Source organism: Nakamurella sp. GG22 (assembly GCF_052976845.2).
Genome location: NZ_JBRIIO020000030.1, coordinates 39624 through 55989 on the forward strand (window position 1 = coordinate 39624; position 16366 = coordinate 55989).

The window sequence follows — 16366 nt, forward strand, 5'->3', positions numbered from 1 at the left end:
GCAGCTGTCACCCCGTTCGGTCGAGTACCCGGTCCAGCCATCGGAACAGCGCGTGGGGAAACACCTCTCGACCGGCCATCTCGCAATGCCCGACGACGCCGTCGGACTTCCCCAACTTCACGTACTCGTGCGGGTGCGCCCCGATTGCCGCGCGGGGTGACGGAACGCCGCACGGCACGATGGACATTCTGGTTCTGCCGGGGTCGGACAGCGACTCGACCCGGCGATGAGTCACGGTGAGCCGAGGAGTCTTGTTCCTGACGCGAGGAGGCGGGATGGCAGACGGCGGCGACCTTTTTGATCCCATCTGGGCGGTGCCGGAGGCGCAGGTCACCGACGGGCGGCTACCCGGCTACGCCGCGGCGGTCCGGATCGGCGGCCGGGTGGCGACCAGAGTCGGCGGCCGGATGTCGTTCGACGCGGGCAGCGCACCGGTGAGCGATCGGGCGCTGTTCCGAATTGCCTCGTTGACCAAACCCATCGGTGCGGCCCTCGCCCTCACCCTCATCCAGGACGGCACTGTGGCGTTGGACGATCCGATTGCCCGGTGGATCCCGGAAGCAGCCCATCCGCGGGTTCTTCAGGAGCCCGACGGTGTGCTGGATTCCACGGTTGCCGTTGACCGGCCGATCACCGTCCGGGATCTGCCCGCCGGCACCTCCGGCTGGGGTGCCGTGTTGGCCGAGAATGCGCTGCAACGAAGGATGATCGAGCTGGGTGTCTACCCGGGCGCGATCACCCCCGACGTCACCGCCGACGAGTTCGTCGCCCGGGTGACGGCATTGCCGCTCGCCTTCCAACCCGGTGCCGGCTGGCTGTATCACACCGGCATGGACCTGCTCGGGGTTTTGCTGGTCAGGGCGTCCGGACAATCATTGCCAGACCTGCTCGCCGAGCGGGTGACCGGCCCGCTCGGCATGGAGTCGACCGTGTTCTGGACAGCGGAGGTCGATAGGCTGCCTGTCGCCTACGAGGGCAAACCGGGGGAGGTCCGGGTCCTGGACATGCCAGACGGGCACTTCACCGCACGTTCGGCCGGCGGGGCCCCGACCTACGAAGCGCTGGCCTCCGGGTTGCTGAGCACGATCGGCGATCTGCTGCGCTTCTTCTGCGCCATGGCGGACGGTGGCGGTCCGGTTCTCACGGCAGAGTCGGTCGCCGAGATGACGTCCGACGCGCTGACCGAAACCCAACGCGCATCGGGCGTTCCGCTGCTCGGCCCGGGTGAATCCTGGGGACTGGGCACCGGCGTGGACATCGATGCGACGGAGCAGTGGAAGTCAGTGGGTCGGTGGGGATGGGCAGGCGGGACCGGGACCATCGCCTATGTCGACCCTGTGCGGGACACCGTCTCGATCCTGCTGACCCAACGCGGCATCGAGGGCGCGGCAGACCTTTTCGAGCCGTTCTGGGCCGCGGTGGCCGGCGCATCCGATGCGCTTCGGCCGGGAGATCAGCCGGCCAGGTCGGCGAACCTCGAGTAGTGCAACTGGTGCGCCACAGCGACGGTTGCGGTCGGCCCGTTCCGGTGCTTGGCGACGATCAGGTCGGCCTCACCCGCCCGCGGGTCGTCGGCCTCCCACGCGTCGGGCCGGTGCACCAGGATCACCATGTCGGCGTCCTGCTCCAGTGATCCGGACTCACGCAGATCCGACAGCATTGGCCGCTTGTCGGTGCGCTGTTCGGGACCACGGTTGAGCTGGCTGAGCGCGATGACGGGCACCTCGAGCTCCTTGGCCAGCAGCTTCATCTGCCGGGAGAACTCGCTGACCTCCTGCTGCCGGGACTCGACCCGCTTGCCGGACGTCATCAGCTGCAGGTAGTCCACGACGATCAGCTTCAGGTCGTGGCGCTGCTTGAGCCGGCGGGCTTTGGCCCGGATCTCCATCATCGTCATGTTCGGTGAGTCGTCGATGAACAGTGGGGCGTCGGAGATCTCGGTCATCCGCCGGACGATCTTCTGCCAGTCCTGCTCGCCCATCGTGCCGGCCCGCATGTGCGAGAGCCGGATACCGGCCTCCGCCGACAGCAGCCGCATGGTGATCTCGGTCTTGCTCATCTCCAGCGAGAAGATCACCGAAGCCTGGTGGTGCTTCACCGCCGCGTGCCGGGCCACGTCCAGCGCCAGGGTCGAGTTGTGCGTCGGGATCATCGACCGCCCGGCGAGGTACAACCGATCCGCATTGTCGACCTGGACGCATCGGACCGGCACGCTCGGCAGCTGGCGCACATCGACGATGTGATGGCTCTCGTGGTCGCGGTGCCAGTCGCTGCCGACCGAACATGCCTTGCGGGGCAATCGCGCAAGCGCACTGCGGGAACGGACCACGATCTCCCACACCGGCGGCCGGGGATGACCCTCATGACTCAGGTACCTGCGCTGCAGCCGGGAAGCGCATCCCAGCGAGGCCAACACTTCCCGCAGTGACTGCGCAAGCTCGACGTCCGTCGTGCTGAGCCGGTACCGGCCATGGTCATCCACATCTCCGTCACTGTCCATCAACCCCTGCACCAGCGCGGTGCGCTGTTCGACGGCGCTGCGCCGGTAAGCCGCGGGCACCTGCCGACCACGGTGCAGCCCCAGCTGCCGCCAGCTCTCCTGCACGCCGTGCACGACGAACTCGCTTGCGGTCGCGCCCGTCGTGACCTGGTAGCCGAGCCGGTCGAACTCCTTCATCGCCCATTCCCGGTCACGCTGCTCGCAGATCACCCGGCCCGTGCCGTCGAGATCGCCCGCGCCCAGTAGGAACCCGAGCACCCACGGGTTCACCGGGAGGTCCAGCTCGTCCGTCTCGACCGGGGAGCAGGTCGGCACCGAGTGGTTCAGCTCCGCCTCGTCGTACAGACCGGTTGCCAGTTCCGCGGTGGTGCGACAGCGCGGCGCCGCCTCTCCGCCGGTCCACCTGCCGGCCGCCGGCCAGCCACGGGCGCCGCTGGACGCGCCGTCCAGGACACGCCGTGCGGCCGCGTCCCAGGTGAGCCACTGGTGCTCGGCGTCGGCGACGATGACCTCGCCGTCGGAGAACTCCACCTGATAGCAGGGCCGATCGACCAGGACATCCGTTGCCGCAACCACTCTGGTCGGGCGGCCGTCCGCCCCGATCAGCTCGTCGCCGACGGACACCGCACCCATCGTGGTCCAGCCGGTCGGCGTGATCAGCGGAGTGTCCAGCGCCAGCGCCTTCCCGATGCCGGGACGGGCAGCGACGATGATCATCTGCCCCGGGTGCAGACCGTTGGTGAGGTTGTCCAGATCCGCAAAGCCCGTCGGCACCCCGGCCGCCCGGCCACCCTGCTGGGCGATCGCGTCGATCTCGTCCATCGTCGGCTGCAGCAGCTCTTCCAGGACCACATAGTCCTCGGAGGTCCGGCGCTCGGTGACGTCGTAGATCTCGGCCTGCGCCCGGTCGACGATCTCGTCGACCTCACCCCCGCCGACGCTGCCCTCACTCCCGCCGTAACCCAGCTGGACGATCCTGGTGCCGGCCTCGACCAGCCTGCGCAGGATCGCCTTCTCCGCGACGATCTGGGCGTAGTAGGCGGCATTGGCCGCCGTCGGCACCGTGGCCATCAGCGTGTGCAGGTAGACAGCGCCGCCGACGCGGCTCAGCGAACCGTTCTTGTCGAGCTCGGCGGCAACGGTGATGGTGTCCGCCGGTTCGCCGCGCGAATAGAGGTCCAGCACGGCCTCGAAGACCAGGGCGTGGGCGGGCTTGTAGAAATCGGCGGTGCTCAGCGACTCGATGACGTCGGCGATGGCGTCCTTCGACAGCAGCATGCCGCCGAGCACGGACTGCTCCGCAGCGAGGTCCTGCGGCGGCTGGCGATCGAAGGTGGTGGGTGCGGGCGACCGTGCGGGAGCTCCCGGCCATCTCTCGTCCACCACGACCATTGCCGAACCGCCTCCCCGTGCGTTGCTGGGACTGACCGACCCGGCCGTTGCTGTGGACATATGTTCTGTTTACAGCCGACCACCGACAGCCCGTTCCGGATGAAGCTCCGGGTCGTTCGGCGGCGCCTGCACGACTGCTGAAGACCCGGTGCTGGTCACCGAGTGTGGCCAATCATGTTCCTGCTGCAAACCTTGGTGGCAACGCTCGGGGAGGCACCAGGGCACGTTAGAGCGGCAATCTCCAGAGACCAAACCAGGTTGTGCACAACGACTTGAACAACCTGTGGAGAACTCTGCCCAGCACGCACGGCAGCACCTTTACACAGTGGGGACAACGTGGGGAGAAGTCCCCGCCGAAATGCTGTTCTCCCAGTTCAGCGACCTGTCTTCAGGATGTGCGTCTGTGGACAACTATTGGTGGACGGCTATCGGCGCGTCGCGTACCGGCGTGTTGCAGTCGTCCGGCGTTCGATCGATCGTCATCGAGCCGTGACCGCATCGTGATCTTTTGGGTTCGTTCGACTCCGCCGGCCGGTCGGCCAACACGGTTCGCCGCAGGCCGACTCGAGCCTCGCGCACCACGTTGGCACATCTCTCGCATGACTACAGAAAGTAAGATAGCTGTCCGACGCAGGGGGCCATCGTCGCCGGCTCCGACGGCGCTACCACGCCGACCAGACCATCCCCGACCGGCCTTGCTTGACGAAATGATCATGACGTGATTGGTTTCGCGCCATCCGTGTCACCTGGGTGCTCAGTCGGGGAGCGCAGCAGGCAACGGCTGCACCTCGCGGAGTTGCTGATGACGACGGTAGGAATCGGCCTTTCGACCCAATTGTTCCGGCGTAAGCCTGTGGACAGACCGCGGGGCGAGCAGCACGGGGGTGACCTGAAAAGGTCGATCGGGACATTTCAACTCACAATGTTCGGGGTCGGTGCGACCGTCGGTACCGGCATTTTCTTTGTCCTCTCCGAGGCGGTTCCGAAATCCGGGCCTGCAGTGGTCGTCTCCTTCGTCATAGCCGGTATTGCGGCCGGACTCGCTGCGCTGTGCTACGCCGAATTGGCGTCGACCATTCCGGTCTCGGGTTCCACCTACTCCTACGCATATGCCGCCCTCGGCGAGTTGGTGGCGATGGGCGTGGCCGCCTGCCTGCTGCTCGAATATGGCGTCTCCACCGCTGCGGTGGCCGTCGGATGGAGCCAGTACCTCAACAAACTGCTCGATAACCTCTTCGGATTCCAGCTCCCCCAGGCACTCTCGGCCGCACCGTTCGACGACGACCCCGGCGCACTGAACCTGCCGGCCGTGATCCTGATCGCGATGTGCGCGATCCTGCTGATCCGCGGAGCCAGCGAATCCGCGGCCGTGAATGCCGTGATGGTCGTCATCAAGCTTTCGGTCCTGGTGATGTTCATCGTGGTCGGGTTCACCGCATTCGACTCCGGCAATCTGCAGGACTTCGCGCCATTCGGCGTTGCGGGAATCGGCGCTGCGGCCGGGACGATCTTCTTCTCGTTCATCGGCCTGGATGCGGTGTCCACCGCGGGCGAGGAGGTGAAAGATCCGCAGCGCACCATGCCGCGCGCATTGATTTTCGCCCTGCTGACCGTCGTCACCGTGTATGTGCTGGTCGCCGTGGTGGCGGCGGGCGCCCAGCCCTGGCCGGAATTCGAGGGCCAGGAGGCGGGCCTGTCGCAGATCCTGGAGAACATCGTCGGCAGCAGCTGGCCGGGCACCGTCGTCGCGGCGGGCGCCGTCATCTCGATCTTCTCGGTGACCCTGGTGACGCTCTACGGCCAGACCCGCATCCTGTTCGCGATGGGCCGCGACGGCATGCTCCCGAAGCGCTTCGCCTCGGTCAATCCGCGCAGCCAGACCCCTGTCTTCAACACTGTTGTCGTCGCCATCGTGGTGTCGGTGCTGGCCGCGCTCGTCCCGCTGGACCGGCTCGCCGACCTGGTGTCGATCGGCACCCTCGTGGCGTTCATCGTGGTCTCCGTCGGGGTGATCATCCTGCGTCGTATCGAACCGGACCTCCCCCGCGGCTTCCGGGTCCCCGGTTATCCCGTCACCCCGGTGCTCTCGGTGATTGCCTGTGCCTATGTGCTGTCCGGGCTGGATTGGACCACCTACGCGTGGTTCCTGCTGTGGCTGGCAGTCGTGCTGGCGTTCTACTTCCTCTGGGGCAGAAAGCATTCCGTCCTCAACCTGGATGTGCAGCGAGGCCGTGACGGCCGGGCCGGGGAAGGACGGAAATGACCATCATCGTCGGCTACCTGCCGGCCAAGGGCGGCCGGGCGTCGCTGGAACTGGCCGCGCTGCTGGCGCGATCCGGACGCAGCGAAACGGTGGCGGTGACCACCGTCGTCCCCCGGCACTGGGCGACGCCGTCGATGGCCAAGGTGGACGCGGAGTTCGCCGGCTGGGCGCACGAGCAGGGCGAGGCGAACCTGCGGCAGGCATCGGCGTACCTGACCGAACGGGCGCCCGACGTCAAGGTGACCCTGCACCGGGTGGAGGGCCGATCGGTTTCGTCGGCGCTGCTCGACGCGTGCGAACAGCTCGGCGGCGATCTGCTCGTCGTCGGGTCGTCATCCGACGGGCGCGCCGGGCAGGTCGTCGTCGGGTCCACCTCGGAACCGCTGCTGCACTCGTCCGGGGTGCCGATCGCGATCGCCCCGCGCGGCTACCGCGCCCCGAAGGGCGCCAGCGTCACCCGCCTGACCTGCGCCTTCTCGGGCACCAAGGAGTCCGAGGACCTGCTGGTCGCAACCGCCCAGATGAGCCTGCGGGTCGGCGGTGCCCTGCGGATAGTGACCTTCGGGGTCCGCGGACGCACCATGTACCCGCCGGAGGTCGGACTGCACGCCGAGGACCTGATCCTCGAGCAGTGGAAGGACCAGGTCCTCTCCGATCAGTCGGAGGCGCTGGCACGGCTGCGCTTTCACGGCCTGCTGCCGGAGAACACCACCACCGCCTTCGCCGCCGGCGCGGGCTGGTCGGAGGCGATGGACGAGCTCGACTGGATCCCCGGTGAGGTGCTCGTCGTCGGCTCGTCTCCGGTGGGTGCCTTCGCCCGGGTGTTCCTGGGATCGAAGGCGATCAAGATCGTCCGCTACTCCCCTGTCCCGGTGGTCGTCGTGCCGGCCGGGATCGCCGCCGCCAGGGCGGAGACGGCGGAGAGCGAAGCCGCAAGGGTCGCAACGGTTCACGCCCCCACCGACACCGCGCCGCCGGGAACGACACAGGCCGCCACCGGATCCGGAGCGGATCCCGTGACGGCCTGAGAGGTCGTGCAGCGTGCCAGTTGTCAGCCAGCGATTGTCAGCCGGCGGTGACCCGCACGGTCAGCGCGGCGGTGACGCCAGGGTGCAGCTTGACGGCGACCGGATGCGATCCGACGGTCTTGATGTGCCCGCCGGTGTCGATCGTGCGCCGGTCGAGGACCGGGCCGCCGGCGTTCTTGATGGCGTCGGCGACGTCGACCGCGGTGATGGAGCCGAACAGCTTGGTGCCGTCACCGGTGGTGCGGGCGGTGATGGTCAGCTTCTCGCCGAGCTTCTCCAGCGCCTGCTTGACCTCGTTGGCGTGCTCGGTGCCGCGGATCTCGCGGGCCAGCTGGGCGCGCTTGATGGTCGCGACCTGCTTCTCGGCGCCCTTGGTGGCGACGATGGCCTTGTCCTGCGGCAGCAGGAAGTTCCGGCCGTAGCCGTCACGCACCTCGACGATGTCGCCGGGTCCGCCCAGGCCGGGGACGTCGGTGGTCAGGATGAGCTTCACGTCTGATCCCCTTCCTTAGCGAGCGGTGGAGGTGTAGGGCAGCAGGGCAACTTCGCGGGCGTTCTTGACCGCGGTGGCGATGTCCCGCTGGTGCTGGGTGCAGTTGCCGGTCACCCGGCGAGCGCGGATCTTGCCGCGATCGGAGATGAAGCGGCGGAGCAGGGTGGTGTCCTTGTAGTCGATCGGCTGGGCGTTCTCCTTGCAGAACGCGCAGACCTTCTTCTTCGGCTTGCGGACGGGGGGCTTAGGCATGAATTGTCCTCGTAGCTGTGATCAGGGCGATGTCAGGAAAAGAGATCAGGAATGGGCGCCGATCAGAACGGCGGTTCGTCCGAGTAGCCGCCGGCCGAGCCGGCTGCCGGTGCCGAACCCCACGGATCGTCGGCGGGTGCGCTCGGGCGTGACGAGCCGCCCGATCCGCTGCCGCCGTAACCGCCGCCGCCACCGGAGCTGTCGGACCGCTGGGCCCGGTTGACCTTGGCGGTCGCGTACCGCAGCGACGGGCCGATCTCGTCGACCTCCAGCTCGATGACGGTGCGCTTCTCGCCTTCCTTCGTTTCGAAGGAACGCTGCTTGAGGCGCCCGGACACGATCACCCGGGATCCGCGGGTCAGCGACTCGGCCACGTTCTCGGCCGGCTGACGCCAGATGTTGCAGCGCAGGAACAGCGCCTCGCCGTCCTTCCACTCCCCCGACGCGCGGTCGAAGGTGCGGGGGGTCGACGCGACGGTGAAGTTCGCGACGGCAGCGCCGGAAGCGGTGAACCGCAGCTCGGGATCGGCGGTGAGGTTGCCGATCACGGTCATGATGGTGTCGCCAGCCATGTCTGCCTGCCCTACTTGGCGTCGGGACGGGTGATCTTGGTGCGGAGCACGGACTCGTTCAGGTTCAACTGACGATCCAGCTCGGACACCACGGCGGATGGGCACGTCACCTTGATGACGGCGTAGATGCCCTCGGGGTTCTTCCTGATCTCGAATGCAAGACGACGCTTGCCCCAGATGTCGACGTTCTCGACGGTTCCGCCGCCCTGGCGGATCACGTTCAGGAACGTGTCGATCGACGGCGCGACCGTGCGCTCGTCGAGGTTGGGATCGAGGATGAGCAGCAATTCGTAGTGACGTGGAGCGGTGGAAACGCTCACGTGCACCTCCTATGGGCTTGTCGGCCGCGGTCGTTCCGCGGCAGGAGGGTGGAACATGATGCACCCGCCGGACCTGTTCTGCAGGACTCGGCGGGCGTTGGACAACCACCCGATGCTACCAGCGCGGGGAGGGTGGCTCTGACCTGTCGATCTCAGCCTCCGGGCGGCGGCGACTGCCCCGGGCGGCGGCGACTGCCCCGGACTGCTGCTCCGGACCCGGCTGCTGCGCGTCGACTGCCATCACAGCAGGGTCCCGGGGCCGCCACGGCAGAAAAGTCCCTGCTGACGTGGCAGTGGACGCTCCACACGGCTTCTCGGTGAGTCGCTGAGCCTGGAGTACCCCCTCACCCGTGAATCGTCCGGAATGGAGAGCCACCGGGCACGGAATCGCCACCGCGCCCGTACGCTGGACGCACGAGTTCGGCGAGAAGCAGAGGAGCGACCTGATGCGCGACGCAGTCATCGTCGAGGCGGTCCGGACACCGATCGGCAAGCGGAACGGCGCGCTGTCCGGTGTGCACCCCGTCGACCTTTCGGCCCATGTCCTCCGGGCGCTCGCCGACCGGTCGGGCGTCGATCCCGCGCTGGTCGACGACGTGATCTGGGGGTGCGTCGGCCAGGTCGGTGAGCAGACGTTCGACCTCGCACGCAATGCCGTGCTGGCCGCCGGCTGGCCGGAGTCCGTTCCCGGGGTGACGGTCGACCGCCAGTGCGGCTCGTCGCAGCAATCCGTGCACTTCGCCGCGGCCGGGCTGATCGCGGGTCAGTACGACGTCGTCGTCGCCGGCGGCGTCGAATCGATGTCCAGGGTGCCGATGGGGTCCTCGATCCAGGTCGCCGGCAACCCGTTCACGGCGAGCGGTTGGACGGGGCGGTACGGGAAGGTGATGCCGCACCAGGGTGTCGGCGCCGAGATGATGGCGCAGCGCTGGGGTCTCAGCCGTCAGCAGCTCGACGAGTACAGCCTCTTCTCGCACGAGAAGGCAGCCGCCGCACAGGATGCCGGGCTCTTCGACAGCCAGCTGGTGCCGGTGCCGGCCGAGCTGACCGGCGGCCAGGCCGCGACGGTGGACGAGGGTGTGCGCCGCGGCGGAACCATGACCGCGATGGCCGGGCTACGACCCGCGTTCGCCGAGAACGGCGTCGTCACCGCGGGGAATTCCAGCCAGATCTCCGACGGCTCCGCCGCACTGCTCATGATGACGTCGGAGAAGGCCGCCGAACTCGGCCTGACGCCGATCGCCAGGATCCACACCGCCGTTCTCGCCGCGGCCGATCCGGTGATCATGTTGACCGCACCGATCCCGGCCACCCGGAAGGCGTTGCTGCGCAGTGGACTTCGACTGGACGAGATCGGCGTGTTCGAGGTCAACGAAGCGTTCGCCACCGTGCCGCTCGGCTGGCTGGCCGACATCGGCGGCGGCGACCTGGCGCTGGAGAAGTCGCTCAACCCCAACGGAGGAGCCATTGCCCTCGGCCACCCGCTCGGCGCGTCGGGCGCACGGTTGATGACCACGATGGTGCACCACCAGCGCTCTGCCGGGATCCGCTACGGGTTGCAGACGATGTGCGAGGGCGGCGGGCAGGCGAACGCCACCATTCTCGAATTGCTCTGAAGCTTTCCGGGCTCGCGAATACGGCCGGCTGCGGGCGGGCCTGGCCGAACGACTCAGCGGTGACCCCACGCCGGTGAACCGGCCTGGACGAAGCCGGGGTCGCCGATGCCGAGTTCGCGCGGGTTCCCGCCGTCGGCGTCGATGACCCAGATCTGGCTGTTCGCCGTGCCGGCGGCATTCGGCCGGTTGCTCTTGAAGGCGATGCTCTGGCCGTCCGGTGAGTAGATCGGTCCCTGATTACCGCCGCTCGGCTCGTCCGTCAGCTGAGTGAGATCTGAGCCGTCGACGCCGACGGAGAACAGCTGGCTGGTGGACTTGCCGTCGCTGTCCTTCTGGGATCGGCTGAAGGTGATGGTGCTGCCGTCCGGCGAGAAGACCGGGTCGACGTCGCCGGCATCATCCGGCGGATCGGTGACCGGCGTCGGTGGTTCACTGCCGTCGGACGGTTGGGTGTAGATCCGTGCCGCCCCAGATTCGTCGCGGCCCCAGAAGGCGACGATCGCGCCGTCGGGCGCGTAGGTGACATCGTCGATCGCCGGGAGTTCGGTGGGGATCACGCCCTTGTCGGTGCCGTCGATGGTCAGCCGGTGAAGTGTCACCGTGCCGTCGGAACCTGTGCAGGGCAGCGCTATCTCGGTCGGATCGACGGGATTCCAGCCCGGCCGTTCGAAGCTGTCACAACCGTCGGGCATGGTCTCGAACAGTGGTCTGTCGTCGGTTCCGGCGACGGATGCGGTGCGCAGCTCGTCCGGCGCCCCGTCGGCGGCCTGCAGGTAGATCATCGAGCCGCGGTCGGGTGAGAGCACCACATTCTTGATGCCCGGCCCATCGGTGACCTGCTCTCCGACGGCACCGGTGGAGGCGTCCATCAGGAACAGGTTCGGGGTTCCGTCCACCACCCTGGGGGCGATCAGCACCTCTTCCGGCAGCGGATCGGAATGCGGCAGTCCTGGCACCGGTCCAGGCTCGGTGCTGGCGTCCGCGGAGCTGCTCGCCGCCGTATCGGCGCTCGAGGCCGCAGGGCTGGAAGCCGGCCCGCCTGTCGAGGCCCGGCTGGTCTGCGCGCCCGGGCTCGCGGTTCCGGCGACGCCACCCCGCAGCAGCAGCGCCGCGGTCACCGCGCCGATCAACACGATGCCTCCGATCACCGCGGCCAGGATCGCCATCCGTCGAGGAGGCTTTCCCGCCGCCGGGGAGGCAGCCGCGGGCGCCGGGACCGAAGGCGGTGGTGAGGTGGGTCCGCCGCGGTTGCCTGCTGGTGGTCCACCCTGGCCCGTGCCCGGCCCCGTGCCCTGGCCGGCTCCCTGGCTGGTGCCCGGTGGTCGGTCGGCCGGCGGCTGGTGCACGGGACCGGGATTCGAGGGCGGCCCGTGCTGCCCCGACACTCCCGCCAGGTACTCGGCTCTGGTCCCGCCGTCGCCGGCGCGAGCACCGTACGTTCCCTGCTGACCGGGCCCGGGCCACTCACCCGGGCCGGGACCGTGCGGGTCGGCCGGCGCCGATCCCGCGGCTGGAGCCGGGCTCAACTCCTGCGCACCGCTGTGTCCCAACCACTCCGGCATCGGATCGATCGGGCGGCTCACCTGATCAGGTGGGACCACCGTGGTCGGCAGGCTCCCGTCCTCGGCCGGGCGCGCGGCCGTCTCCATCGCCGGGCTGCTCAGGGCCGCCCGTGCCGCCAATGCGAGGGCGCGACAGGTGGGGTAGCGGTCGTCGGGCTCCTTCGCCATGGCTTTCGCGACCACCTCGTCGAAGGCGGGCGGGAGGCCCGGCACCGAGTCGGACGGCCGCGGAATGTCCTTGTTCAGGTGGCCATAGACCCGGGCGACAACGGAATCGGCCGGGTACGGAACGCTGCCGGTCAGCAGTTTGTAGAGCACGCAACCGAGCGCGTAGATGTCCGAACGGTGATCGAGTGGCTGGCCCTTGATCTGCTCGGGCGAGGCGTAATCGAGCGTTGCGACAACACTTCCGGTGCTGGTCAGCGACGAGACACTGTCCGCAGCCTCACCGATCGCCTTCGCGACCCCGAAATCGGACAGGAAGACGCGTTCGTTCTCCTCGTCGTCATCGGGGCCGGGGGTGAGCAGGATGTTCGCCGGTTTGACGTCACGATGCAGCAGCCGGTGCTTGTGCGCGTAATCCAGCGCCGACGCCACCTTGCCGATGATGCGCACCGCCCGGGCCGGAGGCATCCCCGCCGGGTACTCGCGGAGCGCGGCCTCGGCATTGGTGCCGTCGATGAACCGCATGCTGATCCACAGCTGGCCGTCCTGCGAACCGCGGTCGTGCACCGCGACGATGTTCGGGTGGTCGAGCTGGGCGACCATGTCCGCTTCCCGCTCGAACCGGACGACGAAACTCGGATCGGAGCAGAGTTCGGGGCGCAGCAGTTTCAGGGCGTCATTTCGTGGAAGCCTCGGATGGTGCGCCAGGTAGACGGCGCCCATTCCGCCCGCGCCCAATTCGCGCTGGACGGTGTAACCGGCGAAAACCTCACCCGGCTGAAGCGACATGCCAGGCATTCTGCCAGTCGGCGGTCGTGATCAACCCAAACAGCGCAGGGAGATCGTGACCGGCGGCAACAGGACAGCCGGTGTCGCTGCCCTGTTGCCCGAACGCGGTGTCAGGCACGGGTGAACGGCAACACTGTGGTCAGCCAGTCGACCAGCGCGCCGGCGTTCCGTGATTGCGTCCAGACCCGGCCGGGGCCCTGGATGTCCATTACCAGGCCCTCACCGGATTTTCCGGTCTGGATCCAGCCCTTCGCGACCTTTCGCACCGACACCTGCATGCCGTCGTCATAGGCGACCAGATGCCCGGTGTCGATCGTGAAGCCCTGTCCGGCAGGCAGTTCCAGCAGATCCAGCGCACCGAAGGAGCCGGCGATGATCTTGCCCTGGCCGGTGCAGTGCACGACGAAACCGCCCTCGCCGCCGAGCAGCATCGCGCCGCCGCCCCACTTGGTATCGAGGTTGACCCCCACCTCGGACGCGAGCCACGCGCCCCGGGTCAGGACCAGACCACGGCCGGGGCTGCACTCCAGCACCGTCGCGTCACCCGGCAGTCGCGCCGCGACGTCGACCCAGGTCGGCGACTGCGGGTGACCGATGAAGGTGGTGACGAAGAACGACTCACCGCCCAGCGCAGAACGTTTCAGCGCCTTCATGAAGCCGCCCTGCATCTGCGACTGCACGGTCACGCCGAACGACTGCATCACCATCACCCCGGCCTCGCCCTGGAACTGCTCGCCGGGCGCAAGGTGCAACCTGGCGACGGCGTAGGACGGGCTGTGACGCAATTCGACCTGCATCGATCCTCCAGCACGAAAGGGGCAACGGACAGCGCCCTCACCATAGAGACAAAGAGGCACGAGAACGGGGAAAAGTACCCATCACGCCGGGGCACTTCGCCGCCCGCGCCGCGCCCACTGCCACACCAGCAGGGTCCGGAGGGCTCCCAGACCCGAAAGTCCCTGCTGAGACGACACTCGACCTCAAACCCCAAGTGGCTCTGAAGGTCGCCCCGACCCTTCGCCGGGGTCACCGAAACGGCCGCCGCGCGGCGACCGCAGCCCACCCCGCGCGCCCACTGCCACACCAGCAGGGTCCGGAGGGCTCCCAGACCCGAAAGTCCCTGCAGAAACGACACTCGACCGGGCGCCGTGCCGGGCCGCGACCGTGGCCGGGTCGCGACTTTGCGGGAGCCGGCACCTTGGCGAGGCCCAGGCCCCGAACACCCGCCGACGCAGCCCGGCCTCAGCCCAGATGCTTCAGCGCCTCCCGGCGGGACAGCGGGCTGATCTCGGCGGCGTGCTCGGCCACGAAGGCTCGCACCCAGTCCGGGTCGGTGCGGGCGTACTGCCGCAGGGCCCAGCCGATGCCCTTGCGGATGAAGAACTCCCGGTCCGGCAGGTTGGGCACGATGACGTCGCTGAGCAGCGCGGTATCGGTGCGAGCGCCGAAAGCCAACTGGCAGATGATGCTCGTCCGGCGGAGCCAGCAGTCGGGGTCGGTCGACCAGGCCCGGATCAGCGGCTCGACCTCATCGGGATGGGCCAGCAGCATCGCGCCGATCCGGTGCGACACCGCGTCGACGTGGTCCCACCAGGCACCGGTGACGATGATCTCCGTACACAGCGGCAGGAGTTCCAGCCTGCCGACCGCCATCGGTAGACCGGTCAGTTCTGTTGCGGCGTAACGCTCCTCGCGGTACTCGGCGGCACGCCACAGAGCGGTGGCCGACCCGACCAGATCACCCAGGTCGGCCGGCGGGTCGTCCTTCGCGGCCGTCCTGGCGATCCGCCGGGTGACCGGGAGCGGAACGCCGAGGTAGGGCATCGCGGATTTCATGTAGGCCCGCATCTGCGGCGCCCGGGTCGGGTCGGCGGCGGCCCGCAGCTCCGCCCGAACGACGCCGACAAGGTCCGCCACGGGTCAGTCCAGCGAGGGCCGCCGGGCGGGTGCGCCCACGCTGGCCCGCAGCAGGTCGGCGACGAACGCCGAGGCGTGCTCGCGTTCGAGGATCCCGAGCTGTGCGGACAGCACGTACGGAACGTCCGTCAGGACGGCCCTGAGCACGACATGCGCCGCCGACGGATCCTCGGGGCGGGTTCCGGCGGACGATGCGATGAACGCGGCCGCGTCGTCGAGCGATGCGTTCATCCGGAAGGTCAGGTCGGCAAGCGCGGGGCTGTCCAGCTCGTGCGTCCACACGTAGAGCACGGCGCCGTGCTGGCCGAGCATCGTCACCCAGTCGTCCAGCCAGCCGCCGAGACCCTCCGAGGAGCTGACCGCGGCGGGGAGCGCGGCGACCCGGAGTTCGACAGCGGCGAGGGTTTCCCGCGCGAGTGTGCCGAACAGCGCCTCGCGGTCGGTCCAGTAGGTGTAGACGCTGCCGTGGCTGACCCCGGCGGCGGCGGCGATGTCCGTCAGGCTCGTGCCGTGGTAGCCCGATTCACCCAGGCGGTCGGCGGCCGCGACCAGAATTCGCTGCACCGTGCCGGCTCCCCGCGCGGTGACCGGCCGACGCAGTCCCATCGTGTTGCCCAGCGGAATCTGCGGCAGGGGAATCTGCGGCAGCTCGGACGGGTCGATCGCGGTCGGCGGCCGGGTCGATGCCGGTGGCGCGAACAAGTAGGCGAGCAGGATGTCGGCGAGCGCGCGTTCGAGCCGTTGCCGGCCCAGCTGCGGGAACCTGGCGACGAAGAGGAAGTACGACCACTGCACGACCGAGAGGATGCCGAGCGGCGCGATGGCCGGCACCGGCGACACAGCACCGGCGCTGACCAGCCGGTCGAGGACGGTGTTCTGGAACGACGTCAGGTTGCGCTGCCCCACGGCGGCCAGGGTCGGCTCATTGAACTGCACCTGGGCCCACAGCAGGAACGTGCCCGGGTTCTGGCTGAACACGTCGATCAGCTCGCCGAGCCAGGCCTGCAGGGCGTCACGGCCCGCTTCGTCGTGGCTCAGGACCGGAAAGCTGTCTCCGGCAGCGGCGAGCCCGCTGCCCGCTTCGCGCAGGAAGATCGCGAAGATCCCCGCCTTGTTCTCGAAGTACTGGTAGACGGCGGCGCCGGACCGGCCGGTCGCCTCGCCGATCGATTCCACCGTGGTCGCCTGATACCCGTGCCGCGCGAACAACTCCCGGGCGGCGTCGACGATCTCCGTTCGCGCACGGACCCCCACCGCGGCCAGCGACGGATTTCGTCCGTAGGGCGGCCGACGGACTCCGGCAGCGGGCGCGTCCTCCGCAGCCTGATCAACGACACCAGACTGATCAACGACACCAGCCTGATCAACGACACCAGCCTGATCAGCGACACCAGCCTGATCAACAACGGCCGCCTGATCGGCGACGGCAGCGAGGCCACCCACCGCGGCCGGACCACCCACCGCGGCCGGACCACCCACCGCGGCCGGACCACCCCC

Annotated in this window: 15 protein-coding genes; 5 read left to right on the plus strand and 10 right to left on the minus strand. The window is 68.7% G+C overall.

Annotated elements, in window-relative coordinates; all coding sequences use genetic code 11:
* Nucleotides 1-7: 7 nt before the first annotated feature.
* On the minus strand, nucleotides 8-187 hold the full coding sequence (locus ACVBEQ_RS23380) for a hypothetical protein (RefSeq protein WP_473163202.1): 180 nt from the start codon (nucleotides 185-187) through the stop codon (nucleotides 8-10).
* An 88-nt stretch (nucleotides 188-275) separates the two neighbouring features.
* On the opposite strand from ACVBEQ_RS23380, the gene ACVBEQ_RS23385 reads away from it, so the two are divergent.
* Nucleotides 276-1484 carry a serine hydrolase domain-containing protein gene (locus ACVBEQ_RS23385; RefSeq protein WP_447155802.1) on the plus strand — a complete coding sequence of 403 codons (1209 nt, stop codon included), beginning with the start codon at nucleotides 276-278 and terminating at the stop codon, nucleotides 1482-1484.
* Here the strand turns inward: ACVBEQ_RS23385 and dnaB are convergent.
* Complete coding sequence (dnaB, locus tag ACVBEQ_RS23390; protein ID WP_447155815.1) at nucleotides 1454-3892, minus strand: replicative DNA helicase; 2439 nt, start codon at nucleotides 3890-3892, stop codon at nucleotides 1454-1456. The two genes, ACVBEQ_RS23385 and dnaB, sit on opposite strands and share 31 nt — an antisense overlap.
* Nucleotides 3893-4694: 802 nt before the next feature.
* Between dnaB and ACVBEQ_RS23395 the strand changes: the two genes are divergently transcribed.
* Both ACVBEQ_RS23395 and ACVBEQ_RS23400 read left to right on the plus strand, forming a co-directional pair.
* A complete protein-coding gene (locus tag ACVBEQ_RS23395; RefSeq protein WP_447155803.1) occupies nucleotides 4695-6155 on the plus strand; it encodes an amino acid permease in 1461 nt (486 codons plus the stop codon).
* Nucleotides 6152-7183: a universal stress protein gene (locus tag ACVBEQ_RS23400; protein ID WP_447155804.1), complete on the plus strand. Its 1032-nt coding sequence runs from the start codon at nucleotides 6152-6154 to the stop codon at nucleotides 7181-7183. Before ACVBEQ_RS23395 ends, ACVBEQ_RS23400 begins: the two co-directional genes overlap by 4 nt.
* A 37-nt stretch (nucleotides 7184-7220) precedes the next feature.
* On the opposite strand, the gene rplI is transcribed toward ACVBEQ_RS23400, so the two are convergent.
* From rplI to rpsF, 4 genes are all read right to left on the minus strand, one after another.
* On the minus strand, nucleotides 7221-7676 hold the full coding sequence (rplI, locus tag ACVBEQ_RS23405) for a 50S ribosomal protein L9 (RefSeq protein WP_447155805.1): 456 nt from the start codon (nucleotides 7674-7676) through the stop codon (nucleotides 7221-7223).
* A gap of 15 nt (nucleotides 7677-7691) precedes the next feature.
* On the minus strand, nucleotides 7692-7928 hold the full coding sequence (gene rpsR / locus ACVBEQ_RS23410; protein WP_205261871.1) for a 30S ribosomal protein S18: 237 nt from the start codon (nucleotides 7926-7928) through the stop codon (nucleotides 7692-7694).
* A gap of 62 nt (nucleotides 7929-7990) precedes the next feature.
* Nucleotides 7991-8500, minus strand: coding sequence for a single-stranded DNA-binding protein (locus ACVBEQ_RS23415; protein ID WP_447155806.1), 510 nt, complete (start codon nucleotides 8498-8500; stop codon nucleotides 7991-7993).
* An 11-nt stretch (nucleotides 8501-8511) separates the two neighbouring features.
* Nucleotides 8512-8820 (minus strand): 30S ribosomal protein S6, encoded by a 309-nt coding sequence (gene rpsF / locus ACVBEQ_RS23420; protein WP_447155807.1) that lies wholly within the window; start codon nucleotides 8818-8820, stop codon nucleotides 8512-8514.
* A gap of 446 nt (nucleotides 8821-9266) precedes the next feature.
* Here rpsF and ACVBEQ_RS23425 point away from each other — a divergent pair, with 446 nt between their 5' ends.
* Nucleotides 9267-10436: a thiolase family protein gene (locus ACVBEQ_RS23425; RefSeq protein ID WP_447155808.1), complete on the plus strand. Its 1170-nt coding sequence runs from the start codon at nucleotides 9267-9269 to the stop codon at nucleotides 10434-10436.
* A 53-nt stretch (nucleotides 10437-10489) separates the two neighbouring features.
* On the opposite strand, the gene ACVBEQ_RS23430 is transcribed toward ACVBEQ_RS23425, so the two are convergent.
* The 4 genes from ACVBEQ_RS23430 to ACVBEQ_RS23445 form a co-directional block, all read right to left on the minus strand.
* On the minus strand, nucleotides 10490-12952 hold the full coding sequence (locus tag ACVBEQ_RS23430) for a protein kinase domain-containing protein (RefSeq protein ID WP_447155809.1): 2463 nt from the start codon (nucleotides 12950-12952) through the stop codon (nucleotides 10490-10492).
* Nucleotides 12953-13062: 110 nt separating this feature from the next.
* The gene (locus ACVBEQ_RS23435) at nucleotides 13063-13749 is read right to left on the minus strand and encodes a TIGR00266 family protein (RefSeq protein WP_447155810.1); all 687 of its coding nucleotides are present in this window, start codon (nucleotides 13747-13749) and stop codon (nucleotides 13063-13065) included.
* Nucleotides 13750-14194: 445 nt separating this feature from the next.
* Nucleotides 14195-14869, minus strand: a complete 675-nt coding sequence (locus ACVBEQ_RS23440; RefSeq protein WP_447155811.1) for a DNA alkylation repair protein — start codon at nucleotides 14867-14869, stop codon at nucleotides 14195-14197.
* Nucleotides 14870-14872: 3 nt separating this feature from the next.
* On the minus strand, nucleotides 14873-16045 hold the full coding sequence (locus ACVBEQ_RS23445; protein WP_447155812.1) for a TetR/AcrR family transcriptional regulator: 1173 nt from the start codon (nucleotides 16043-16045) through the stop codon (nucleotides 14873-14875).
* 18 nt (nucleotides 16046-16063) lie between these two features.
* On the opposite strand from ACVBEQ_RS23445, the gene ACVBEQ_RS23450 reads away from it, so the two are divergent.
* On the plus strand, nucleotides 16064-16366 hold a 303-nt coding region (locus tag ACVBEQ_RS23450), incomplete at its 3' end, for a hypothetical protein (protein ID WP_447155813.1).